Genomic DNA, 21,575 nt, shown 5'->3' with positions numbered 1-21,575 from the left:
AAAGCAGAAAATGTTATAAAGTCACTCATGTATGCCGGGCGCCGGGGTAAGGAGCCCTCTCCTCACCGATCAGCCTGCGGTCAAATGTTTACTAAGCACGGGTTTCATTGTCACGTTTAAAAACTCGATCCAGGCGGATTGGGTGGTGGGCCAGGGGGCCAGTTGGGCGGTGGAGGTTTCGAGCAAGCTGTAGATGTAATCGGCCGGGTTCGGCGGCGCGTTCTTGGTTGCCGTGATGGCGGTGGTTTTGCCGCGATCGTTGTCGGTGCCAAGCGTTTTGCCGGAAACCGCTTCGTTGCCGGAAGCATCGAGCACGTCGTCGGCGAGTTGGTAGGCCGTGCCAAGGATGTAGCCGGCTTCGCGCAACGCCTGGACTTGGCCCGGCTCCTGGGCCGCACCCGCCACCGCCGCAAAGGCAAAGAGGGATCCGGTTTTGAAGCGGGCCACCTGCTCGCATTCGGCCCAGGTTCCGGGGGCGCCGCGGAGGATCAGTTCCTGTTCCACCTCCGAGCGGCAGACCTCCCCCGTGCGGTCGATCAATTCCTGCAACAGGTCGGCGCGATCCACCGAGGTCAGCAGGGAGAGCGCCTTGAACATCAGGAGATCGCCGAGAAGGATGGCGCCGTTCACCCCGTATTTCTTCCAGAAGGTCGGCGCACCCCGGCGCAGGATGCCGCCGTCGATCACGTCGTCGTGCAGCAGGCTGGCCCCGTGGATGATGTCTACGGCGGCCGCCGCATTCACCAAGACGGCTTCCTGGATGCCGTTGGCATTGCCCAGGAAAAGCGTCAATCGCGAACGGAGCATCTTGCCGCTTCCCAGCAGGTTTTTGTTGCCGGGGAGGAGTTTGGAAATGCTGGTGTCGGACAGGCTGTCGACCATGGCCTGCTTCACCAGCTTTAATTGCTTCTCAATCTGTTTTTCTTCCGTAGACATCCACGTATAATGACGACCAAAACCATCATGTCAATCGTCTGTATTCACGGACTTTTACATAAATAGGAGGCCGCAAAGAATTCGGTCCGGGAACCATGGGTAGGGATGAGTAAAGAAGATTGGAAATGGCAGCTGGCGAACCGGCTCACGTCGCTCGGCCAACTGGAGGAATGCGTTGAATTAACCCGCGACGAGCGAGCCGCATTCGACCGCGCGGTTCCGCCGGTCTTCGCCATCACGCCCCACTATGCGAACCTGCTGGAATCCGGGCCGCTGCGCCGCACCGTGGTGCCCCGGATCCATGAAACCCGCGTCGGGACGGGCGAGCTGGCCGATCCGCTGGGCGAGGAGGATCACCGCGCCACGCCGCACCTGATCCATACCTATCCCGACAAGGTTCTATTTCTTGCCACCACCTTTTGCTCCGCCTTTTGCCGTTATTGCACCCGCTCCCGGTTGCTGTCGGACGAAACGGCCGCGCCGGTGCCTTCGTTCGAACAGTCCTTTCGGTATATCGAGCAGCACCCGGAAATCCGCGATGTGCTGGTGTCCGGCGGTGATCCGCTGACCTTGACGGATGCGGTGCTTGACAACTTGCTGGCCCGGTTGCGGGGGATTCCGCACGTCCGCACCATCCGCATCGGGTCCAAGGTGCCGGCGGTGCTGCCGATGCGCATCACCGATGGGCTGTGCGCCATCCTGCGGAAACACCGCGTTTGGCTCAGCCTCCACTTTATCCATGCCGACGAGCTTTCGCCCGAAACCAGGGCGGCCTGCCGCAGGCTCTCCGACCACGGTATCGGCATGGTTAGCCAGACCGTGTTGCTCAAGGGCGTCAACGACGATGCCCAAACGTTGACCGATCTCTTCTACGGGCTGTTGGAGATCAACGTAAAACCCTACTATCTTTTGCAATGCGACCCCGTAAAAGGATCGGCGCATTTCCGCACCCCGGTTGAGCGGGGGATCGAGTTGATCCAGTCGCTGCATGGCCGGATTTCCGGGCTCGCCGTGCCCCAGTTCGTGATCGATGCGCCCGGTGGCGGCGGGAAGGTGCCCATCCTCTCCCGGAAGCAGATCCGGCGCGACGGTAACGACGTCGTTTTTCTCAACCATGAAGGCGTCGGGTATCGCTATCCAGATCCGCTTTAGCGGTTTTTCCGCGGCCACGAGTTCGTTGGGGGCGATCGCGGCGGCGTTGCAGAGCGAAATGGCCGGGACTCCGGGGGTTCAATTGCCTCCGCCGGGGCGCGAAGGTTTTGGCGGATTGTAATCGGAATTTGAGTCGTGGGGCGCTACTGTTTTGGACGTCTTGAATAAGGAGCGTTCCATATGAAAACTTTTGCCTTGATCGTGGTGGCGGCTGGATTGTCATTCATTTTTACAGGATGTTGCGTGTTAGATACAACTGAAGATCAAGCACTGGAGAATGGGGAAAAGGTTCAGTATTATCTAGGTGGAAGCATGGACGAGCAGGTCCAGTCCTGGCAAAACGTGCCCGGTGGACGCCGCTAATCCGGGATGACCGGGCTCTACATCCATGTACCGCTATGCGTTGCGCGTTGCCGCTATTGCGACTTCTATAAGGTGACGCCGGACGAGTTGCCCGACATCGGGCTCTTCCTCGAATGTCTGGACATCGAATTGGGGCGGCTTCCGCAGGGCTTTGCCCCCGAGACGGTCTTTATTGGCGGCGGTACGCCGACCGCGTTGGATCCCGGCAACTTTGCCGCTCTGCTCGCATCGATTCGCCGACACATCGATCTTTCAAAAGTCGTCGAGTTTTCGAGCGAGGCGAATCCGGGCACGCTCACGCCCGAAAAGTTGGAGGCCATGCGAGTGGGAGGCATCAATCGCGTTTCCATCGGCGTGCAGTCTTTCAACGATCGGGCCTTGCGCTTGCTGGGGCGGATTCATGATGCCGACACGGCCATCGAAGGGTTCCGGATGCTGCGCGATGCCGGGTTCGACAATGTTAACCTCGACCTGATCCAGAGCATCCCGGGCATGACCCCGAGCGAGGTGCTCGACGATGCGCGCCGGGCGGCCCAGTTGGGGCCGGAGCACATTTCCTACTACAACCTGATCTATGAGCCCGGAACGGCCCTTACGCGCGAGCGCGATTCCGGCAACGTCGTGCCGCCGGGCGACGACGAGGAGGCCGACAACTATTTTGCCGTAAAGGCGGTCCTCGAGGACGCCGGCTACGACCATTACGAAATCTCCAACTTTTCCCGCGCCGGGAAACCCTGCCTGCACAACACCCTCTACTGGCAGGGCGGAGAATATTTCGGCTGCGGACCTTCGGCCCACTCGCATTGGAACCGGGCTCGGTTCGGCAACCTCCCCGATCTGGCGGAATATTGCGACCGGATGCGGTCGGGGAAAAGGCCGTTCGACGAGATCGAAACCCTTTCGCCCGAGGAAAAGGCGCGCGAGACTTTGGTGATGTGGTTGCGCATGACGCAGGGGGTCGATCTCGAAGCATTCAGAGCCATCTCGGGTTTCGCCGCGGATGAGCTTTGCGGCCCCGCGATCGATTCGATGCTGGAAGAGGGGTTGCTCGTGCGCGATGGCGTGCGGCTGTCGCTGGCGCCCGATGCGCTTTTCGTCAGCAATGCGGTCCTTTCGGAGTTGATATGAGTGCGCGGTTGGCCTTCCCGGGACCTTCGCGGAAGTCGAAACTTAAGGGGCGATTGGGCCGCGGTACCGCAACATATGGTACCGCGCCGATGGAAGGCGTGCGAAAAAAGGCGCGTTTGGACTTGCAAAGCCAGCCGGAATGCTTAGATTCCCTTGCTCTTGTTGATCAGAGCAATTTCAGAAAACAGTACAGAGGTATTTGAGATGTCTAGAGTATGTGCAGTTACAGGTAAGAAAACAATCGTTGGACGCCGTATCGTTCGCAAAGGTTTGTCGAAGAAAAAGGGCGGTATCGGTCTTCATGTGACCAGCTCAACCAAGCGTACCTTCAAGCCGAACCTGCAGCGCGTCCGTGTTCGCGACGAAAACGGAACCGTTAAGCGTGTTTGGGTTTCCGCGAAGGCCCTGCGCTCCGGCGCTGTCAAGAAAGCCTAGTTCCTTATTCGATAAGGATATTGGTTAAGGCCGTCCCTTTTACGGGGCGGCTCTTTTTTTTGTTTGCCAACCGAGCGTTGGTTCCGGATGGCCCGGACGCTGGATCTCGCGGTGGCACCCGGAGTCCGGATGGGAATCGGGCGAGGGAAGCGGAAGGCGGAGCCTTCGGCTTTTGCGGGCGGATCGTCTTGCGGGGTGGCCAAAAAAAAACACCCACCCGCTTGCGCGGAGGGTGTTTGGCACTTTCAACAAAATGGATTGAAATTACCAGCTGGCCTTTGTCATGCCCGGGATCTGCCCAGCGGAAGCCATTTCACGAAGGGTGATACGGGACAGACCGAATTTCCGGTACACGGCGTGGGGACGACCCGTGACGGAGCAACGGTTCATGATGCGGTTGGGGTTGGCGTCGAGCGGAAGCGAGCGAAGCTTACGAACGGCGACCATGCGGTCAGCGGGTTCCGTGTCGGGATTGCTGATGATTTTTTTCAGTTCCATGCGCTTTTCGTAGTACTTTGCAGCCAACGCTATGCGCTTCTGGTTCTTGACGATTTTGCTTTTCTTGGCCATATATATTGGATTCCTGTTTGTTGAAAGATCCGTGGATAAAACATAAATGGACTCGGGCGCGCAATATAAATAACCAGAAAATTGCCCAGACCCGGGGCCCATTGTTTCTTGAGAGTTGGCTTTTAGTCTTGAATGCTCGCGCCCAAAACGTATTTATACGGGCCGCATTATTTAGAAGAACGCGATAGGGAGAAAATTATGTCCAAAATCAATGATCTAGGAATCGCCAAGCTAATTTACGACGGTAAGACCACCGAGCTGCCCGTTTTCGAGGGTTCGGAGCATGAGAAGGCCGTGGACATCCGCGCGCTACGAAAAGAAACCGGAATGATCACCTACGATCCGGGGTTCGTGAATACGGGATGTTGCAAAAGCGACGTCACCTACATCGACGGCGAAAAAGGAATCCTGCGTTATCGCGGGTACGACATCAACGATCTCGCCGAAAAATGCGAATTCATCGATGTCGCCTATTTGCTGGTTCACGGCGCGTTGCCCAACGAGAAACAACACGCCGAGTTTTCGTCCAACCTCAACCTGCACTCGCTCCTGCATGAGGATATGCGCCACTTCTTCGACGCCTATCCGGACCATGCCCATCCGATGGCAACGCTCTCGGCCATGGCGGTTTCGCTCTCCACCTTCTATCCGGAGCTCGACGACATCAGCTTGCAGGAAAACATCGACTATAAGGTGACGCGGTTGCTTTCCAAGCTGCGCACCGCGGCGGCGTTTTCGTTTAAGAAGTCGATCGGCCACCCGATCGTCTACCCGAAGCGCTCGCTGAAATACTGCGAAAACTTCCTCAACATGATGTTCTGGAACCCGGTCAACGACTACGAAGTGGACCCCGTGCTGGCCAAGGCGCTCAACAAGCTGCTGATCCTGCACGCCGACCACGAGCAAAACTGCTCGGCCTCCGTCGTCAAGATGGTCGGCAGCGCGGGCGCCAACCTCTACGCATCGATCTCGGCGGGCATCTGCGCGCTGTGGGGTCCGCTGCATGGCGGCGCCAACCAGCATGTGATCGAAATGCTCCAGCGCATCCTTACCGAAGACGAAGGCGATGTGCATCGCATTATCGAGCGCGCCAAGGATAAAAACGACCCCTTCCGCCTGATGGGCGTCGGGCACCGCGTCTACAAGTCCTACGACCCCCGCGCCAAGGTCGCCAAGCAAATGTGCAAGGACGTGTTGGCCACGATGGGCGTCAACGATCCGTTGGTGGATCTGGCGCAGAAACTGGAAGAAGCCGTGCTGGCCGACGATTATTTCGCCGAACGCAGCCTCTACCCCAATATCGATTTCTACACCGGACTGACGTACCGTGCCATGGGCATCCCGACCAACATGTTCACCGTCATGTTTGCCATCGGCCGCATGCCGGGCTGGATTGCCCAGTGGCTCGAAATGCGCGAAGACCCGCATGGCCGCATCGGCCGTCCGCGTCAGATCTACACCGGCCATGCCCAGCGTCCGGTCATCTAGAAGGGTTTTGAATGAGCAAGGATAGGAAAAAAGGCCACGCGCAACACGACGCGGTCGAACTCGCTTTTCTCCAGAAGGTTTCCGAACGCCTGCCCGAGGATGTTGAAATCCTCCAGGCGCTCGCCGACCTGTATACCCGGACCGGGAAATACCAGGAGGGTCTGGTGATCGACCTGAAGCTGAGCCACCAACTGCCGCACGACAATCTGGTCTGGTACAATCTCGGGTGTTCCTACTCGTTGACCAACCGCCCGGACGATGCCTTCGAGGCGCTCTCCAAAGCGGTGGATCTCGGGTATAACGACTACGACTGGATGAAGACCGATCCCGACCTGAACAACCTGCATGCCGACCCGCGCTTCGAATCGCTCCTCAGCTGGCTCTATTCCGCCTGCGAAGAAGAGGATTAGAATGCATTCCGCACATCGGGCCGGCGTCAATCCGGATGGACGATCGTCCATCCGGATTTAACCCCGGAGTCTGAACTGGAGTTGTACGCATGAAGCAATTTTCCCATGGGGATGGGCGCCGCGCCGGCGTCCAGATCGGCGACGAGGTCGATCCGGCCAAAATCGCGGGCGATGCGGTGATCCGTTCCGGTTGCCGGATATCCGGCGCCAAGACCTCCATCGGCCCCGGCTGCGTCATCGGCGACGAGGCCCCGGCCGTGCTCGAAAATTGCCAACTCGGGCGCAACGTCAAGCTGAAGGGCGGCTACTTTTCGGGGGCGGTCTTTTTCGACGGCGCCAACCTGGGCAGCGGCGCCCACGTCCGCGCGGGAACCATCCTGGAAGAGGAGGCCGGTGGCGCGCATGCCGTCGGTCTGAAGCAGACCATCCTGCTACCGTTCGTTACGGCGGGCAGCCTGATCAATTTCTGCGACGTGCTCATGGCGGGCGGCACCAGCCGGAAGGACCATTCCGAGATTGGATCGTCCTACATCCATTTCAACTTCACCCCGCATCAGGACAAGGCGACGGCGTCGCTGGTCGGCGAGGTGCCGCGCGGTGTTTTCCTGGACCAAAGACCGATCTTCCTCGGCGGGCAGGGCGGGCTCGTCGGCCCGGCGCGGATCGCATACGGTTGCGTCGTTGCGGCCGGCGGCGTTTGCCGCGAGGACCTCGTCGAGGAAAACCAACTCCATGTGCCGGAAGTTCCGGAAGCCGGCACCCGGCCCTATCAAACCGGGGCATATCGGCGGGCGGACCGCCTCATCAAGAACAACCTGCTCTATATCGGCAACATCCTGGCCCTGCGCGAATGGTACCGCCACGTCCGGTCGCGCTTCGTCCGCGACGCCTTTGATCGGGCCGTGCTCGATGGTGGCTTGGCCAATCTGGATCTCGTGCTCAAGGAACGCATCAAGCGGCTGGGCGATGTTGCGGAAAAATTTGAAGCGTCGTTCCGGTGGCTTGAGGCCAACGGGGGAGCGGCGGATGAAATCGAAACACAAAAACGGTTCCATGCCGCCTGGCCGGAGATCCGGGAACAGATCGAGTCGCTCGATTTCCCCGTCTCCGATTTTGTCCAGTCCGTGGCGACTGGAAAAAACTATATCGAAACCATTCAGGCGTTGAGTGCCGAACCGCGTGCCGCCGGACAGGCGTGGTTGCAGGGGATCGTTGATTGCGCCGGACAACGTTGGGGATAAGCCATGGGTAGACTATTTGGAACAGACGGGGTTCGCGGGATGGCGAACGAAGGCAACATGACCGCCGAGATGGCGCTGCAGATCGGCCGGGCCTTGGCCTACACCTGCAAGGAGTTCCATCTCGAACAGGGAACCCGCCCGCGCATCATCATCGGCAAGGACACGCGCCTCAGCGGCTATATGCTGGAAAACGCGTTGACCGCCGGAATCACCTCGATGGGCGTCGACGTCCTGCTGCTCGGGCCGATTCCAACCCCCGCCGTGGCCTTCATCACCCAGAGCATGCGCGCCGACGCGGGCATCGTGATTTCCGCTTCGCACAATCCCTATTACGACAACGGCATCAAGATTTTCGGCCGCACGGGCTACAAGCTGCCGGATGAAATGGAAGCCGAAATCGAGGATCTCGTGCTGAGCGGCCGCGTCAACAATGTGCGCGCCCTCGCGCAGGAGGTCGGCAAGGCCCGCCGCATCGACGATGCCATGGGGCGCTATATCGAGTTTTGCAAAAACACCTTCCCGGGCAACATGACGCTCGACGGCATGAAGGTCGTGCTCGACTGTTCCAACGGCGCAACCTACAAATGCGCGCCGCTCATTTTCTCGGAACTCGGCGCCAAGGTGACCACCATCCATGTCGAACCCGACGGCATGAACATCAACGACAACTGCGGCTCGCAGCATACGCAGGCCCTGCGGACCAAGGTCAAGGGCCTCGGCGCCGATATCGGTCTCGCGTTCGATGGCGACGGCGACCGCCTGATTGCCGTCGACGAAAAGGGCAACGAGTTGACGGGCGACCAAATCATGGCGATCTGCGTCAAGGACTACAAAGACGCCGGCGCGCTCAAAAACAACACCGTGGTGGCCACCGTCATGAGCAACGTCGGCTTCCATGCCGCGATGAAGGAGCTGGGGATCCATGTCGAAACGGCCGGGGTCGGCGATCGCCTGGTGCTGGAAATGATGAAGGAGAAAGACGCGGTGCTCGGGGGCGAGGATTCCGGCCACATGATCTTCCTCGATTGCCACACCACCGGCGACGGCATCGTCTCGGCTCTCAAGCTCGTCAATATCCTGAAGCGCTCCGGCAGGAAGGCTTCGGAGCTGGCCAAGCTGATGACGCCCTATCCGCAAAAGCTGATCAATATCGACGTCAAGGAAAAGCCGCCCATCGCCGAGGTGCCCGAGCTGATGGAAGCCATTGCCCGGGCGGAAGGCGAGTTGGGGGAGAGCGGGCGCGTGCTGGTGCGCTATTCCGGAACCCAGCCCATGTGCCGCGTAATGGTCGAAGGCCCGACCGTGCAACAAACCAATGGCATTGCCGAGGCGCTCGCCCTGGTGGTCAAGGAGACGATCGGATAATGGAAACGGTACTGACTGCTGAAAACCTGAAACGCACCTACACCATCGGCCAGACGACCCTCACCGTTCTCAAAGGGGTGTCGATGGCCGTGAACCTGGGCGAAACCCTGTCGATCATGGGCGAGAGCGGTTCGGGAAAGAGTACCTTGCTGCACGTCCTCGGCGGGCTGGACAATCCCAAGGAGGGAAAGGTGGAATTCAAGGGGCAAAGCGTCTACGGCATGTCCGCCGCGCGCCGCGCGCGTTTCCGCGCGCAAAACGTCGGCTATGTCTTCCAGTCGTTCCACCTGTTGCCGGAGCTCGATATCGTCGAAAACGTGGCGTTGCCGGCCATGGCGCTGCACTCCAAAGGCGAGGCCAAGGAGCGCGCAAAAGCCCTGTTGAGCGAAGTCGGCCTCGGCGAGCGCATCGGCCACCGCCCGCAAGAGCTCTCCGGCGGCGAGCAGCAGCGCGTGGCGATCGCCCGCTCGCTGATGAACGATCCCGACATCATTTTCGCCGATGAACCGACCGGAAACCTGGACTCCAAGACGGGCGGAAAAGTGTTGGATTATTTGTTTCAACTGGTCGAGGCGAGGAGGCATACTCTCGTGCTCGTTACCCATAGTCAGGATGTGGCGTCGCGCTGCACTCGGGAACTTTTCCTGAAGGATGGGGTGTTAATTTAGCAAGGATTTTAGGCATGAAGATTTTTTTAAGTGGCAAGTTGGTGGATGAAAAAGATGCCGTCGTTTCGGTGTTCGACCATGGTTTGCTCTATGGCGATGGCGTGTTTGAAGGCATCCGCGCCTACAATGGGCGGGTCTTCCTGCTCGATGAGCACATCGAGCGCTTGTACGATTCGGCCAAGGCCATCGCCCTCGACATCCCGATGACCAAGGAAGAGATGACGCAGGCCGTGGTCGATACCTGCAAGGCCAACGACCTCGCCGACGGCTACATCCGGCTCGTCGTCACCCGCGGCAAGGGCACGCTGGGCCTGAACCCGTATCTGTGCAAAAAAGCCGAGGTCATCATCATTGCGGCGGCCATTCAGCTCTACCCGCAGGAGCTCTACGAGAATGGCCTGAAAATCGTTACCGTCGGCACGATCCGCAACCATCCGGAGGCGATCAATCCGCGCATCAAGAGCCTCAACTATCTCAACAACGTGCTGGCCAAGATCGAGGCGATCAATGCCGGCTGCATGGAATGCCTGATGCTCAACCACAAGGGCGAGGTGGCCGAGGCCTCCGGCGACAACGTCTTCGCGGTCAGAAACGGCGTCATCACCACGCCGCCGAGCAGCTGCGGTGCGCTGGAAGGCCTGACCCGCAACAAGGTCATGGAGCTGGCCCGCAAGGCCGGATTCGAGGTTCGTGAAGCTCCGATGGCGCGCTACGACCTGTTCGTGGCCGACGAAGTGTTCCTGACCGGTACCGCCGCCGAAATCATCTCCGTGGTCGATGTCGACAAGCGGACCATCGGCGACGGAAAACCGGGCGAAATCACCCGGAAGCTGGCCGGGCTCTATCATGAGTGCGCCAAATCCGAAGGCACGCCGATCGTCTAGATTCGGGGATTGGATGCCGGCGAAGAGGGCCATTCCGCAGTTGCGGGATGGCCTTTATGCGTTGGGCCCGACGTTGCGGGAACTGGAGGTTTCGTTACCAGCTCGCGTACGGCTTCGCCGCGAGGTAGGAGTTGTAGTAGCGCCCATCCCTGGAAACCTCGTCCCCGGCCCAAGGCGGCCGCTCGAAGGATTGCTCTTCGGCCTCCAGCTCGATCTCGGCCATCACCAGCCCGGCGTTTCGCCCGGCGAAGACATCGAGCTCCCACGTCATTCCGGCGTGCTCGATCAGGTAGCGGGTTTTTTCCACCGGCGCATGGGTGCATAACCGCAACATGCCTTCGGCGTCGGGCACGGGGATCTCATATTCGTATTCGGGGCGCGACACGCCATGGGTTGCCCCCTTGATGGTCAGGAAGGCCTTCTCGCCCATCACCCGGATGCGGACGGTCGTGCCGCGGTCCGAGGCCAGATAGCCTTGCTTGCAGACCAACCCCTCGGAAGCTTCGGCCTTCCACGAATCGTCCTTCACCAAAAACTTGCGCTCTATCTCGATGCCCATTGTTGTGCTCCAATCCTGGCTTGCCCGATGGCGATGCCACTATCGTTGGGATAGCTTGAAAAAACCAGCCCATACTCCCCGCCCGCCACGGCTTTGATGCGCTCGACCAGCAAGCGGTTCTGGAACACGCCCCCGGAAAAAACCCACGGCAAGCCACCGTGCCGCGCGGAAATCTGCTGGCCGCAGCAATAAACGATCTCCGCCAGCGTGTTGTGGAACCGTGCCGCCAGCACGGGTGCGGGAATGCCCGCTTCCTGTTCATCGATCAGCTCCCGGATCATCGGCCGCCAGTCGATCTGCCCATCGCGGATCGCGAAGGCCAGGTCGCCCGTTTCCGAGGCGTCGGCGATGGCTTCAAGGCGCATGGCGGCCTCGCCGTCGAACGTCGGGGTCTCGCAGGCCCCCAGCAGGCACGAAACCGCATCGAACAGGCGGCCCATGCTCGACGTCGTCGGGCAATTGATGCCGGACTCCAGCTGCGCGTTTGCGCTCGAGGCGCCGATTTGGAAGAGCAAGGAATCCAGGATCCGGCGGGGCTGCTTGACCGCCGCGTCGCCTCCGGGCAAGGCGAAGGGGCGAAGATGGAAGAGGCGTTCGAAACCCGTCGCGTCGTAGAGCATCACCTCTCCGCCCCAGATGGTTCCGTCGGTTCCGTAGCCCGTTCCGTCGAATGCGAATCCAATCGCCTTGCCCGGATGGGTGCCGACGAGGTGGGAATGATGGTGCTGCGTCGCGAGGGTCCGGATGCCGTTGCGTTTCGCAAAATCGATCGCCTGCCGCGCTGAAAAATAGTCGGGATGCCGGTCGTGTACGACCAACTCGGGGGTCAGCCGAAAACAATCCAGCTCGCGGCGGATCGATGCTTCGAGAATCGCCTGCGCTTCGGGGTTTTCGAGATCCCCGATATAGGGGTGCAGCGTCACCTGTCCGGAGTGCGCCAGGGCAAAGGTGTTTTTCATGTCCGCCCCGAAGGCCAGAATACAGGCTTCGGTCGGGAGCGGCATCGAGACCGGGGCGATGCCGCGGCCGGGCCGCAGCACAACGGTCTGCTCCCCGTGGACCGCGCATACCGGATCGTCGCAACGGTTGACGATGTCGCGATCGTGCATCAGGAACCGATCGGCGATGCCTTCCAGCTTGCGCCGTGCCTGTTCGTTCGTGTGGGTCATGGGCTCGGAAGAATAGTTTGCGCTGGTCATGACGACGGGATGCGGAAAGCGGTCGAACATCAGCTCATGCAGCGGCGAGTAGGGGAGCATGACCCCCAGCGTATCGAGCCCCGGCGCAATCGGGGCCGGCAGCGATGCCAGCCCCTCGGCGGTCAACTTCAACAAGACGATCGGCCGCTCGCGGGAACGCAGCAGGCGCTCCTCCGCGGCGCTAACCTGGCAAACGGTTTTTGCCCACTCCAGATCGGGGACCATCAGGGCAAAGGGTTTTCCTTCGCGGCCTTTGCGCTGGCGCAGCGTGGCGACCGCGCGCGCGTTCGTTGCGGCGCAGGCCAGGTGAAACCCGCCGATCCCTTTGACCGCAACGATATGCCCGTGCTCCATCGCCGCCTTCCAGACCTGTTCCCAGTTGGCCGGCGCCATGTGGGGGCCGCACGCCGGGCAGGCGATGGGCTGCGCGTGGTGGCGTCGGTTGGCCGGGTTGCCGTATTCGGCGGCGCAGGCCGCACACATTTCGAATTTGCGCATGCTGGTTTGCGGCCGGTCGTAGGGCAGGTTTTCGATGATGCTGAAGCGCGGCCCGCAATTGACGCAGTTGATGAACGGGTAGCGATGGCGGCGGTCGGCGGGATCGAACAGTTCCGCCTTGCAGTCGTCGCAGAGTGCAATGTCGGGCGAGATCCGCAGGCGGGATTCGCCTTCGGAGTTGCTGTCCAGGATGCGGAAGTCCGTGGGTCGATCGGTCGGCCGGCATTCCCGCGAGGTCGTGGTGATCGAATCGATCCGCGAAAGGGGCGGCGGGTTCTTTTCCAGCGCGGCCAGGAAGGGTTCGGCATCGCCGAACAACTCGATGTGTACCCCGTCGAATCCGTTCGCGACCGTGCCGGCCAAGCCGAGTTGCGTTGCCGTCCTCCACACCCAGGGGCGGAAGCCCACCCCCTGGACAATGCCCGTGATGTGGATCGCGGTTGCGTTCATTAGTCGAACACGCGGGTAAGGCGGCGGCTGTCGGGCACCATTTCTTCCTTGAGCATTTCGAACAGACGCTTGGCGATGGGGCCGGGTTTTCCGTCGCCGACGGGATTGCCCTCGAACACGGTGACCGGGGTAATGTTCGGCGTCGTGCCGTAAATATGCACTTCGGCCGCGGAGCGCACCGCCCCGAGGGTGATCGGGCGGAACTCGGCCGTGGTCAACACGCGCTCGGATTTGAGCTGCTTGGCGAACTCCATGGCGCGCTTGGCGGTGGTGCCGGCCAGCACCCGCTCGGGCGGAGGCATGAACAGCTCCTTGCCGCGGGTGACGATCCCGATGTTTTCGGTCGCCCCTTCGCCCAGAAAGCGGTTCTCATCGAGCGAAATGGTGAAGTCGACGCCCTTGTCCACCGCTTCCTTCTTCATGAGGACGTTGGGCAGATAGTTGCAGGTCTTGACCTGGGCAAAGATGCCCGGCTTGATCGGCACCTTGCTGATGGCCACGCTGACGCCATCGGGCAGCGCGTCGATGTTGGTTCGCGGCAACTCGTAGACCACGATGTAGAGTTCCGGCTTGAAGCAGGCGTAGGGGTTGATTCCCATGGTGCCTTGACCCCGCGAAACCAGCAGGCGAACCAAGGCGTTCCGCCGGTTGCCCGCCCGAACCGTTTGCACGATGATGTTTTCCATCTCATCCAGCGGGACCGGCAGTCCGATTCCGATTGCGCCGCACGAGCGTTCCAGCCGCGCAAGATGGTCGGCCAGATTGTATATGCAGCCATTCATGCACTTGAACGACTCGAACACGCCATCGCCGCGGTGAACCATATGATCGTCTACCGGCACGGCCATTAGGGCTTGATCGGTCACGATGCAGTCCACGACCGACGTGTACATGGCATAGAGCTTTTTTTCCAGCGAAGGCAGCCGGTTCAGCCATTCCTCGCGACCCACAATAGGCTTTTCTTGATAACTAGACATTTGCATCCCTGTTTTTAAAGAGAAAAGACTATTGCTTAATCCGGCGTTTATTGGAATTAATTTCAGGCGTCGCTAATGGGAAGATAGTGCTATTTCACAAAACGAAGGGAAGATAGTCATGAAAGACGTCATCAAGAAACGCGTATTGGTCACCGGCGGGGCCGGTTTTTTGGGGTCGTTCCTTTGCGAGCGGCTGCTCTCCGAAGGGTGCGACGTGATCTGCATGGATAACTTTTTCACGGGACGCAAAGCCAATGTTGCCCACTTGATGAACGATCCCTATTTCGAGCTGATGCGGCACGACGTCACCTTCCCGTTCTATGTGGAGGTCGACGAGATCTATAACCTCGCCTGCCCGGCCTCGCCGGTGCACTACCAGTTCGATCCGGTGCAAACCACCAAGACCAGCGTCCATGGCGCCATCAACGTCCTTGGCCTGGCCAAGCGGGTCAAGGCCAAGGTTTTCCAGGCCTCGACCTCCGAGGTCTACGGCGACCCCAACGTGCATCCGCAACCGGAGAGCTATTGGGGCCACGTCAATCCCATCGGCATCCGCTCCTGCTACGACGAAGGCAAGCGGTGTGCCGAAACCCTGTTCTTCGACTACTGGCGCCAGCACAATCTGCGCATCAAGGTGGCCCGCATCTTCAACACCTATGGTCCGCGCATGCATCCGCATGACGGCCGCGTGGTTTCGAATTTCATCATGCAGGCCCTCAAGGGCGAGAACATCACCATCTATGGCGATGGCCAGCAGACCCGTTCGTTCTGCTACTGCTCCGACCTGATCGAAGGGTGGATGCGGCTCATGGCTTCCCCGGACGACGTCACCGGCCCGATCAACCTCGGCAACCCCGGCGAGTTCACCATGATCGAGCTGGCGGAAAACGTGATCGAGCTGACCAACTCCAATTCCACGCTGGTCTTCGAGCCGTTGCCCGCCGACGACCCCAAGCAGCGCAAACCCGACATCACCTTGGCCCGCGAAAAACTGGGATGGGAACCAACCGTCGCGCTGCGCGACGGTTTGGCCAAAACGATCGAATATTTCGACGGGCTGCTGAAGCAGTCGCTCTAAAAAATTATCCCGGCACGGAGAGAATTTCGAGGGCGGCGCGTTCGGCGCCGCCGCGGGCGATCCGTTCCGCGGGTTCGGGGGCGGTTGCAACCGCGGCCAGGGCCCGCTCGAGGTCGCCCGCATACAACGCCGCATTCGGGATGAAGGCGTGGCGGCAATAGCGTTCGATCGCGTCGACGAGGATCGGGTATTCCAAAAAATTCTTCCGGTCGGAATAGACGATCGGTTTGCCGTTGGCGATGCACTCCGAAACAATGCCGAAGCCCGGCTTGGTCACCACGACATCGCACGAGGCCACATAGTCGGTGAAAGGCGCCAAGGCGCGGGAGAGACAATGGATGTTCGAATCCGGCCACTCCAAAGGCTCGACGCTGAAGACTTCATGGCTGCTCAAGCGTGAAATCCGTTCGACCGCCTCGGCGGCGAGGTTGAGCGTGGTGAAGGAAAGCAGCACCCAGGGCTTGCCGGGATCCGCCCCGGTCGTTTCCGCGATCCGGCGGCGGCACGCCGTGCCGGGTTTTGCGAGCAGCGGCAGGTCGATCCGGTTGGGAAAGGCGGCCATCGGTTCGGCGAACGGCTGGCGCAGCAGCAGGTCGGTTTTGGCATAGACCGCGCGGAATTTTTCGATGTAGATCTCCCAGCGCGGATCGTGGCCAACGAACTCGGAATAGATCCAGTCCCAACCAAAGTTGCTCGTTGCAACGGTCGGAATGCCGCCGCGCTGCGCGGCGGCCAACGGAATGGCCGGGATGTCGGCCACCACGACGCCGATGTTTTCGCGCGCGATACAGGCCGCTTCCTGGGCAATCAATTGCTCCTCGCGTTCATAGAGCCGGGCGATGGTTTCGATCGATGCGTCGAGGTCGACCTGGATCGAGTCCTTCTGGATCAAGTCCACATCGAAGGCGCCGGGACGCACCTCGATGGAGTCCGGCAGGCGGCTGGTCATGAAGTCGCTGGGCAGGTCGGTCTTGACGAGGATCGGGACGGTCGGTGCCGCTTCGCGCAGGGCGTTGAGGATGTCGCACGAGCGCGCGCCGTGGCCGTATCCGTGGGCCGTAATGTAGTAGGCGATCTTCTTCATGACACGACCAGCCCGATGGCGAGGATCAGGGTCATGGCGACGGTGATGCCGACTTTCAGAAAGATGACGCCCAACCGCGCGAGCACCGCCCCGGTTGCAACGTGCGCGGCGTGGTCGGTCTTTTTCATGCGGGAGTGTTCGACGAGGAAGGCGAGGGCAAAGCTGCCCGCGATCATGCCGAACAGGCTTCCAATGATCGGGACGGGAATAAAGCCGCCGAGGATCATGCCGAGGAGCCCGCCGACCATGGCGGCGAAGCCGGCCTGTTTCGACCCGCCGCGTTTTTGCACCCCCCACGTGCCGGCAAAGGCTTCAACCACCTCGACGCCGATGCAGACGAGTAGGAAAAGAGCCGGCGTAACGATGCCGGGGAACTCCGGCCAGCGGTGCCAGGCGACCAGTCCCGTCGCCGCCAGCACCACCCAGGTGCCGGACAGCGATAGGCAGGAGAGAACAAAGCCGGCGAGGCATAGCAACCCCGCCAGCGTGTAGATCCCAAGGGTTCCGATCGACGGCCAGTCGACTTCCATGGGTTAGTCCTGCGACGCCACCCATTGGGCGAGGGTGCGGGCGCCGAAGAGCGTTGCGCCCGGGGCCTGGTGCGGCTTGGCCGCCGTGATCCACGCCGTTCCGGCAATGTCGATGTGCGCCCACGGAATCTCTTCCGGAACGAATTCCTTCAGGAAGGCCGCCGCCGTTGCCGTGCCGGCCCCGGTCCCGTTGCTGATGTTGGACAGGTCGGCGAAGTCGGACTTCATGTTGTCGGAATAATCCTTGAAGATCGGCAGTTCCCACAGGCGTTCGCCGGCGGTCAGGCCGGAGTCGATCAGCTCGTTGACGATCTGCGGCTGGTTGCCCAGAATGGCGGCGGCCGCGCCGCCGAACGCCATGATCACCGCCCCGGTCAGGGTGACGATGTCCACGATCGCGCGCGGCTCGAGGTCGACGGCCAGCCCGAGGGCATCCATCAGGGCCAATCGGCCTTCGGCGTCGGTGTTGCAGACTTCGACGGTTTTACCCTTGTAGGCGGTGATGATGTCGCCGGGGCGGGTGGCCTTGGAGCCGGGCATGTTCTCGGCGGCGCACAGGATGCCGACGACGGGGGTCTTGACCTCCATGCGGGCAATCATCTGCATGGCGGTGAGCACGGCCATGCCGCCGCTCTTGTCGTAGCGCATCCATTCCATGCCCTTGCCGGGTTTGAGCGAAATGCCGCCGGAATCGAAGGTAAGGGTTTTGCCGACCAGTACGATCGGTTTTGCGGTTTTATCGGTGCCGGCATGCTTGAGAACGATCATCTTGGCTTCTTCCGCGCCGCCGCTTGCGACGGAGAGAATGCCGCCGCATCCCTTTTTGGCCAACTCGGCTTCATTCATCACCGAGCAGGTGAGGTTGTTTTCCTTGGCCATCTTTTTGGCCCAGTTGGCGATTTTGGTGGGCGTTGCAACGTTGCCGGGCGAGTTGGCGAGATCGGCGGTCGAGCACAGGGCGGCGCCCTGTGCTTCGGCGGCCTTGACGGTGGCGCGGTCTTCGACCGGCCCCGCGAACACCAGCGCCGCCGCCGCTTTCTTCTTTTTCGTGGCGGTCTTGAAGGTGGTGAATTCGTAGGTGCCCCACGCGGCGCCGCGGCCGGCGAGCAATTGGTAGTCGGTCTCGGAAACGCCTTCGAGCGCAAGGGTGGAGGTCATGGCGAAGGACTTGAATCCGGCGGCCCGGCCGGCCTTGACCGCGGCGGCGGCGGCTTGCTCGAGCAGCCCGTTGTGGAAATACTTGGCTTCGCCGATCCCCGCCACGATGGCATGCCCATCATTGACCGGAAAAAGTGTCACCTGGCCGGCCTCGCCCTTGAAAGCGGACTTTTTCAGCAGGTCGGCGAGCTGTTTTTTCAGCGCGTCGTTCTCTTCGGTCAAAAGGATTTCATCTTTCTGGCAGAAGACGACGAGCGCTCCTTTTTTTTGTTCGGCGAGCGGAGTGGGGGATACGGTGATTTTCATGCTAGTTGATTCCTTCTGTCAGGGTTGAGTTGGGGTTGGCCGGGCGAAGATTAACCTGGAATCCGGCCAAGGCAATGGCCTGTTCGAAGTTCATCTTGCGCACGGTTGAACTTTGGTAACTTACAGTGAGGATGTTTTTTTCGAGGTCGTAGGAGCTGGCGTCGTAGCCGGGGACGGCCCTCATTCTGTTTTGCAGGTAGGTTGCGGCCTCCTCGGTTTTCATCTCGGGCACATGGAAGTCGTCGGAAACGATTTCCTTGCGGAAACACCAGAACATGAACGTGGGGCTGGGGTCGGCGGCCCCGCTTGCCTTCCGCGACGCCGCGCCGCCGCAACCGGCGGAAACCAGGGCCAGGGCAGCGAGAACAAACAACAGTGATCTTTTCATTCGAACCTTTCGGGTTACATCAACGGCGCATCACTCTAGTTCATGCATCAGTTGATATCGATAAATTTTCTGCCACTTTGGCGGTGAGCGGAAGCCCTCCTGCATCAGTTGGCGGAATTGGTTGATCTCGCCAACGAGGGTGGGAAAGATTTCCTCGAAGATATAGCAAAATTCGTTGTAGTTTTCTTCGGCCTCCTTGAAGGCCCCCTGTTGCTGGAGGCAGAGCCCCAGCGCAATCATCGGCCCGGGGCTGTCGGGATAGTCCTTCCGGATCTGCTCGAAAAGCGGGGTGGCTTCCTGGAAATAGCCTTGCAGCAGCAAAATATTGCCGGCCAGCAACCGCGCCTTCGTGGCGTCTTCGGGATAGTACTGGATGATTTTTCGGCACCATCCGATCGTGAGCATGGCATCCCTGTTGGCGTAGGCGCTGTTCATTTCGGCCTGAAGCATCTCCAGCGGGGGCGGGGTCTTGAGCAGGTTGTACATCGTGTGTACGGCGAACAGCGTGAAGAGCGTGGCGGCGATCGCCACCAAATCGAACCGATCGGCCTTGACCTTGCGCATCAGCTTGAACAGGGCACCCGTAATGCCGCCCTTGGCGTGATAGCGGTATTGGCGGATGGCCTGGACATTCATGATGAAGGCGGCCATGGCCGGGTTGATCGAGAGGCGGTGGTCCTTCTCCAGCGACAGGGTATGCCACTCTACGAATCCCTGGAGAGTGATGCGCGAAAAGTCGAGGAGCAACGAACCGTTGGGGTCGGAAATCTGCAGCGCCTGGAAGGTGAGCAGCTGCTGGAGAATCGGGAACGAATCGTCGTCCATCGCCGATTTGCGCCAGCTCAGGACGCTGAGTCCGCCGGGCAGCAAACCGGATTCGTGGATCGGGTCGAGGATCATGTTTTTCCGGCCGGATTCCAGCTGGTTCCAGAGCAGGGGAAGGAAGGACGGGAAGCCCCCGAGAATGCGCTCGTTGTCGCGCAGATAGGCTTTGTCGAAGGCGGAGTGGGCCTCGTTCCAGAACTGGTTGTTGAGGTTGTGCACGAGTTGGGCGCGCTCCTCGGCGAAATAGTCGGCGTCGGCCCGGTAGCGGGCGCATTGCCCCCGCAATCGGTTCAGCGCATCGATTTCCGTCAGGAGCAACACCGTCAAGTCGACCGTCGCCAGATCGGATTGATAGAGCCCCGGCACGACGCACTCTTCCTTGCTCTTCCAGCAATGGATGCCTTTTTTCTTCGGGTCGAAATGATGAAGCAGCCACTGCAGGTGGCGCCGCTCGAGTGGCAGGACGGTTTCCAGAAATCCGTCGTTTCGGCTGATCTCCCAGACCGCCTCGATCGCTTTGGCGAGCAGGGGTTTGGGGGCCTCGATCACCGAATAGGTCGTGTGCGGGGAGAAGAAGACGGGGATGGCTCCGGCATTGGTCTGGAGCTTCAGCGCGCAGCTGATTAGTTGTTCGGCAATGGCGGGGTCGATCAGTCGCCAGGCCTGGACCAGCGGGATCAGTTCGTTGACGTCGAGTCCGGCAACGCCGTGGGTTGACGACTGGCTCCAGGGCAACGGAATATTGCCCTCCGCCGGGCGCAGCGCCTTCATCATCGATTCGGCCGAGATGACGGCGAGCGCGTCGTGGTGCGCCATGTCCTCGAACAGCTTCTTGGCGCCGTCGCGGGCGGCCAGCTCCTGCGTCACCAATTCTTCGAAATCGCGGGCAAGGTAGCTTTTCGCCAGGCGCATGGCATCGTTTTTCAGCCGCATCTTGGTCACGAGGCAGAAGCGGTCGCCCCGGATGGCGAGCAAGGCCGGGGTGGAGTCGCAATCCAGCCACTGGACGCCGTCGGCGGTTTCGATCGGCAACTCGGCGGCAAGGGTAACGCCGGGAATCCCGGTGGTACGGCCCCAAAGCACGCCGGGTTCGGGAACCAGCACCTCGGCGCCGCGATGATCCTTCTTGCGGGAAAAATAGGCGCAGAAGCCATTGAACAGGACATTGATGCCGCTGTTCTGCGGGATCGGGATCTGCAGTACCCATTCCGGGGTGTCGATGCTGGGGGCGATCCGCCCCACGGTTTCCGCCGCCCGGAAAAAGAGACCGGGGCTGTTTTCGCGCATCGAGGAATTGCAACCGCGCGGTTCGAAGGTCCAGTCGGCGAGCCACGGATGCGATGGGTAGGTGCGGAAGATGAAATTCATCCGAAAATAGTGTTTGTTGTTGCCCGATTCTTCAAGAGAAATTCCGGGGCATCATTGCGGTTGGGCGATTTTACGCATCATCCCTGAATCCGGGGATTGCCTGATGGGTGGTTTATTGCGAAGCTTTGCGCTCAATGTGGCGGTAGTCCGAAGGCAAACCAACCGGGCACGGCACCGTAGAAAAGTAAATGAACCGCAGATTAACGCGGATAAACACAGATGCATGAACAGGCTCTTCCTCCGGCGGGTGAGCGGGACAAACTCCAGATCTCATGGAGGATCGGTGTCCATCTGAGTTCATCCGTGGTTCCATTCCCGGATTTCGGTTTATAACCCGACGCGCCGAAATGTTTCTGCCGCCCCATTTTTCTGCCTCCACTTCATACGTTTCGGCGATTGCATGGAAAGTAGGACCGGCATCCTGCCTGTCTCTGCGACTGTGGGGCAGGCATCCCTGCCTGCCCTTGAGCAGGCAAGGATGCCTGCTCCACGAATTGGCGGCTGGAGGGTCGCAG

21 protein-coding genes are annotated in these 21,575 nt (G+C 60.5%); 11 read left to right on the top strand and 10 right to left on the bottom strand.

Annotation, left to right across the window (positions count from 1 at the left end; all coding sequences use genetic code 11):
- Nucleotides 1-69: 69 nt before the first annotated feature.
- Nucleotides 70-936: a polyprenyl synthetase family protein gene (locus ABYO54_RS00910; RefSeq protein ID WP_372805993.1), complete on the bottom strand. Its 867-nt coding sequence runs from the start codon at nt 934-936 to the stop codon at nt 70-72.
- A 105-nt stretch (nt 937-1,041) separates the two neighbouring features.
- Between ABYO54_RS00910 and ABYO54_RS00905 the strand changes: the two genes are divergently transcribed.
- The 4 genes from ABYO54_RS00905 (at nt 1,042) to rpmB (ending at nt 4,014) form a co-directional block, all read left to right on the top strand.
- Nucleotides 1,042-2,088 carry a KamA family radical SAM protein gene (locus ABYO54_RS00905; RefSeq protein WP_372805991.1) on the top strand — a complete coding sequence of 349 codons (1,047 nt, stop codon included), beginning with the start codon at nt 1,042-1,044 and terminating at the stop codon, nt 2,086-2,088.
- Nucleotides 2,089-2,268: 180 nt separating this feature from the next.
- A complete protein-coding gene (locus tag ABYO54_RS00900) occupies nt 2,269-2,451 on the top strand; it encodes a hypothetical protein (RefSeq protein WP_372805989.1) in 183 nt (60 codons plus the stop codon).
- Between the two features lie 6 nt (nt 2,452-2,457).
- The gene (hemW, locus tag ABYO54_RS00895) at nt 2,458-3,579 is read left to right on the top strand and encodes a radical SAM family heme chaperone HemW (protein WP_372805987.1); all 1,122 of its coding nucleotides are present in this window, start codon (nt 2,458-2,460) and stop codon (nt 3,577-3,579) included.
- Between the two features lie 204 nt (nt 3,580-3,783).
- The gene (rpmB, locus tag ABYO54_RS00890) at nt 3,784-4,014 is read left to right on the top strand and encodes a 50S ribosomal protein L28 (protein ID WP_372805985.1); all 231 of its coding nucleotides are present in this window, start codon (nt 3,784-3,786) and stop codon (nt 4,012-4,014) included.
- A gap of 264 nt (nt 4,015-4,278) precedes the next feature.
- Here the strand turns inward: rpmB and rpsN are convergent, their stop codons facing one another.
- A complete protein-coding gene (gene rpsN / locus ABYO54_RS00885) occupies nt 4,279-4,584 on the bottom strand; it encodes a 30S ribosomal protein S14 (RefSeq protein ID WP_372805983.1) in 306 nt (101 codons plus the stop codon).
- 198 nt (nt 4,585-4,782) lie between these two features.
- On the opposite strand from rpsN, the gene ABYO54_RS00880 reads away from it, so the two are divergent.
- The 6 genes from ABYO54_RS00880 to ilvE all read left to right on the top strand — a co-directional run bounded on the left by ABYO54_RS00880 (nt 4,783) and on the right by ilvE (nt 10,640).
- Nucleotides 4,783-6,072 carry a citrate synthase gene (locus ABYO54_RS00880; protein WP_372805981.1) on the top strand — a complete coding sequence of 430 codons (1,290 nt, stop codon included), beginning with the start codon at nt 4,783-4,785 and terminating at the stop codon, nt 6,070-6,072.
- An 11-nt stretch (nt 6,073-6,083) separates the two neighbouring features.
- Entirely contained in the window at nt 6,084-6,482 is a 399-nt protein-coding gene (locus ABYO54_RS00875) for a tetratricopeptide repeat protein (protein WP_372805980.1), read from the top strand.
- Nucleotides 6,483-6,571: 89 nt separating this feature from the next.
- Nucleotides 6,572-7,723 (top strand): UDP-N-acetylglucosamine pyrophosphorylase, encoded by a 1,152-nt coding sequence (locus ABYO54_RS00870; protein WP_372805979.1) that lies wholly within the window; start codon nt 6,572-6,574, stop codon nt 7,721-7,723.
- Nucleotides 7,724-7,726: 3 nt separating this feature from the next.
- Nucleotides 7,727-9,088, top strand: coding sequence for a phosphoglucosamine mutase (gene glmM, locus ABYO54_RS00865; protein ID WP_372805977.1), 1,362 nt, complete (start codon nt 7,727-7,729; stop codon nt 9,086-9,088).
- Nucleotides 9,085-9,756, top strand: coding sequence for an ABC transporter ATP-binding protein (locus tag ABYO54_RS00860; RefSeq protein ID WP_372806006.1), 672 nt, complete (start codon nt 9,085-9,087; stop codon nt 9,754-9,756). The genes glmM and ABYO54_RS00860 overlap by 4 nt, the downstream gene beginning before the upstream one ends.
- A gap of 14 nt (nt 9,757-9,770) precedes the next feature.
- Nucleotides 9,771-10,640, top strand: coding sequence for a branched-chain-amino-acid transaminase (ilvE, locus tag ABYO54_RS00855; protein WP_372805975.1), 870 nt, complete (start codon nt 9,771-9,773; stop codon nt 10,638-10,640).
- A gap of 94 nt (nt 10,641-10,734) precedes the next feature.
- Here the strand turns inward: ilvE and ABYO54_RS00850 are convergent, their stop codons facing one another.
- From ABYO54_RS00850 to ABYO54_RS00840, 3 genes are read right to left on the bottom strand one after another with little or no spacing between them, the layout of a single operon-like run.
- Nucleotides 10,735-11,199 carry a CYTH domain-containing protein gene (locus ABYO54_RS00850; RefSeq protein WP_372805973.1) on the bottom strand — a complete coding sequence of 155 codons (465 nt, stop codon included), beginning with the start codon at nt 11,197-11,199 and terminating at the stop codon, nt 10,735-10,737.
- Entirely contained in the window at nt 11,184-13,346 is a 2,163-nt protein-coding gene (hypF, locus tag ABYO54_RS00845) for a carbamoyltransferase HypF (RefSeq protein ID WP_372805971.1), read from the bottom strand. Before hypF ends, ABYO54_RS00850 begins: the two co-directional genes overlap by 16 nt.
- Complete coding sequence (locus ABYO54_RS00840; RefSeq protein WP_372805969.1) at nt 13,346-14,323, bottom strand: aminotransferase class IV; 978 nt, start codon at nt 14,321-14,323, stop codon at nt 13,346-13,348. Before ABYO54_RS00840 ends, hypF begins: the two co-directional genes overlap by 1 nt.
- A gap of 118 nt (nt 14,324-14,441) precedes the next feature.
- Between ABYO54_RS00840 and ABYO54_RS00835 the strand changes: the two genes are divergently transcribed.
- Complete coding sequence (locus ABYO54_RS00835; protein WP_372805967.1) at nt 14,442-15,401, top strand: UDP-glucuronic acid decarboxylase family protein; 960 nt, start codon at nt 14,442-14,444, stop codon at nt 15,399-15,401.
- 4 nt (nt 15,402-15,405) lie between these two features.
- Here ABYO54_RS00835 and ABYO54_RS00830 read toward each other — a convergent pair whose 3' ends face one another.
- Genes ABYO54_RS00830 through ABYO54_RS00810 form a run of 5 tightly spaced genes read right to left on the bottom strand, consistent with a single transcriptional unit; the run spans nt 15,406 to nt 21,060 of the window.
- Nucleotides 15,406-16,485 carry a hypothetical protein gene (locus ABYO54_RS00830; RefSeq protein ID WP_372805965.1) on the bottom strand — a complete coding sequence of 360 codons (1,080 nt, stop codon included), beginning with the start codon at nt 16,483-16,485 and terminating at the stop codon, nt 15,406-15,408.
- On the bottom strand, nt 16,482-17,015 hold the full coding sequence (locus ABYO54_RS00825; RefSeq protein ID WP_372805964.1) for a DUF456 family protein: 534 nt from the start codon (nt 17,013-17,015) through the stop codon (nt 16,482-16,484). Before ABYO54_RS00825 ends, ABYO54_RS00830 begins: the two co-directional genes overlap by 4 nt.
- 3 nt (nt 17,016-17,018) lie before the next feature.
- Entirely contained in the window at nt 17,019-18,479 is a 1,461-nt protein-coding gene (locus ABYO54_RS00820; RefSeq protein WP_372805962.1) for a M17 family metallopeptidase, read from the bottom strand.
- A 1-nt stretch (nt 18,480) separates the two neighbouring features.
- Nucleotides 18,481-18,867, bottom strand: coding sequence for a hypothetical protein (locus ABYO54_RS00815; protein WP_372805960.1), 387 nt, complete (start codon nt 18,865-18,867; stop codon nt 18,481-18,483).
- 30 nt (nt 18,868-18,897) lie between these two features.
- Nucleotides 18,898-21,060: a hypothetical protein gene (locus ABYO54_RS00810; RefSeq protein ID WP_372805958.1), complete on the bottom strand. Its 2,163-nt coding sequence runs from the start codon at nt 21,058-21,060 to the stop codon at nt 18,898-18,900.
- Between the last annotated feature and the right edge of the window lie 515 nt (nt 21,061-21,575).

This window comes from Pontiella sp. (assembly GCF_041622395.1).
Taxonomy (GTDB): domain Bacteria; phylum Verrucomicrobiota; class Kiritimatiellia; order Kiritimatiellales; family Pontiellaceae; genus Pontiella.
This window is presented reverse-complemented; position numbering and strand designations above follow the sequence as displayed.

What these genes read in the sequence shown, in the direction of transcription:
- ABYO54_RS00880 (WP_372805981.1), top strand. Translation starts at nt 4,783, where the DNA reads ATGTCCAAAATCAATGATCTAGGAATCGCCAAGCTAATTTACGACGGT.
- ABYO54_RS00870 (WP_372805979.1), top strand. Translation starts at nt 6,572, where the DNA reads ATGAAGCAATTTTCCCATGGGGATGGGCGCCGCGCCGGCGTCCAGATC.
- ABYO54_RS00905 (WP_372805991.1), top strand. Translation starts at nt 1,042, where the DNA reads ATGAGTAAAGAAGATTGGAAATGGCAGCTGGCGAACCGGCTCACGTCG.
- ABYO54_RS00835 (WP_372805967.1), top strand. Translation starts at nt 14,442, where the DNA reads ATGAAAGACGTCATCAAGAAACGCGTATTGGTCACCGGCGGGGCCGGT.
- rpmB (WP_372805985.1), top strand. Translation starts at nt 3,784, where the DNA reads ATGTCTAGAGTATGTGCAGTTACAGGTAAGAAAACAATCGTTGGACGC.
- ABYO54_RS00830 (WP_372805965.1), bottom strand. Translation starts at nt 16,485, where the DNA reads ATGAAGAAGATCGCCTACTACATTACGGCCCACGGATACGGCCACGGC.
- hemW (WP_372805987.1), top strand. Translation starts at nt 2,458, where the DNA reads ATGACCGGGCTCTACATCCATGTACCGCTATGCGTTGCGCGTTGCCGC.
- hypF (WP_372805971.1), bottom strand. Translation starts at nt 13,346, where the DNA reads ATGAACGCAACCGCGATCCACATCACGGGCATTGTCCAGGGGGTGGGC.
- ilvE (WP_372805975.1), top strand. Translation starts at nt 9,771, where the DNA reads ATGAAGATTTTTTTAAGTGGCAAGTTGGTGGATGAAAAAGATGCCGTC.
- ABYO54_RS00825 (WP_372805964.1), bottom strand. Translation starts at nt 17,015, where the DNA reads ATGGAAGTCGACTGGCCGTCGATCGGAACCCTTGGGATCTACACGCTG.
- glmM (WP_372805977.1), top strand. Translation starts at nt 7,727, where the DNA reads ATGGGTAGACTATTTGGAACAGACGGGGTTCGCGGGATGGCGAACGAA.
- ABYO54_RS00850 (WP_372805973.1), bottom strand. Translation starts at nt 11,199, where the DNA reads ATGGGCATCGAGATAGAGCGCAAGTTTTTGGTGAAGGACGATTCGTGG.
- ABYO54_RS00815 (WP_372805960.1), bottom strand. Translation starts at nt 18,867, where the DNA reads ATGAAAAGATCACTGTTGTTTGTTCTCGCTGCCCTGGCCCTGGTTTCC.
- ABYO54_RS00910 (WP_372805993.1), bottom strand. Translation starts at nt 936, where the DNA reads ATGTCTACGGAAGAAAAACAGATTGAGAAGCAATTAAAGCTGGTGAAG.
- ABYO54_RS00900 (WP_372805989.1), top strand. Translation starts at nt 2,269, where the DNA reads ATGAAAACTTTTGCCTTGATCGTGGTGGCGGCTGGATTGTCATTCATT.
- rpsN (WP_372805983.1), bottom strand. Translation starts at nt 4,584, where the DNA reads ATGGCCAAGAAAAGCAAAATCGTCAAGAACCAGAAGCGCATAGCGTTG.
- ABYO54_RS00840 (WP_372805969.1), bottom strand. Translation starts at nt 14,323, where the DNA reads ATGTCTAGTTATCAAGAAAAGCCTATTGTGGGTCGCGAGGAATGGCTG.
- ABYO54_RS00875 (WP_372805980.1), top strand. Translation starts at nt 6,084, where the DNA reads ATGAGCAAGGATAGGAAAAAAGGCCACGCGCAACACGACGCGGTCGAA.
- ABYO54_RS00810 (WP_372805958.1), bottom strand. Translation starts at nt 21,060, where the DNA reads ATGAATTTCATCTTCCGCACCTACCCATCGCATCCGTGGCTCGCCGAC.
- ABYO54_RS00820 (WP_372805962.1), bottom strand. Translation starts at nt 18,479, where the DNA reads ATGAAAATCACCGTATCCCCCACTCCGCTCGCCGAACAAAAAAAAGGA.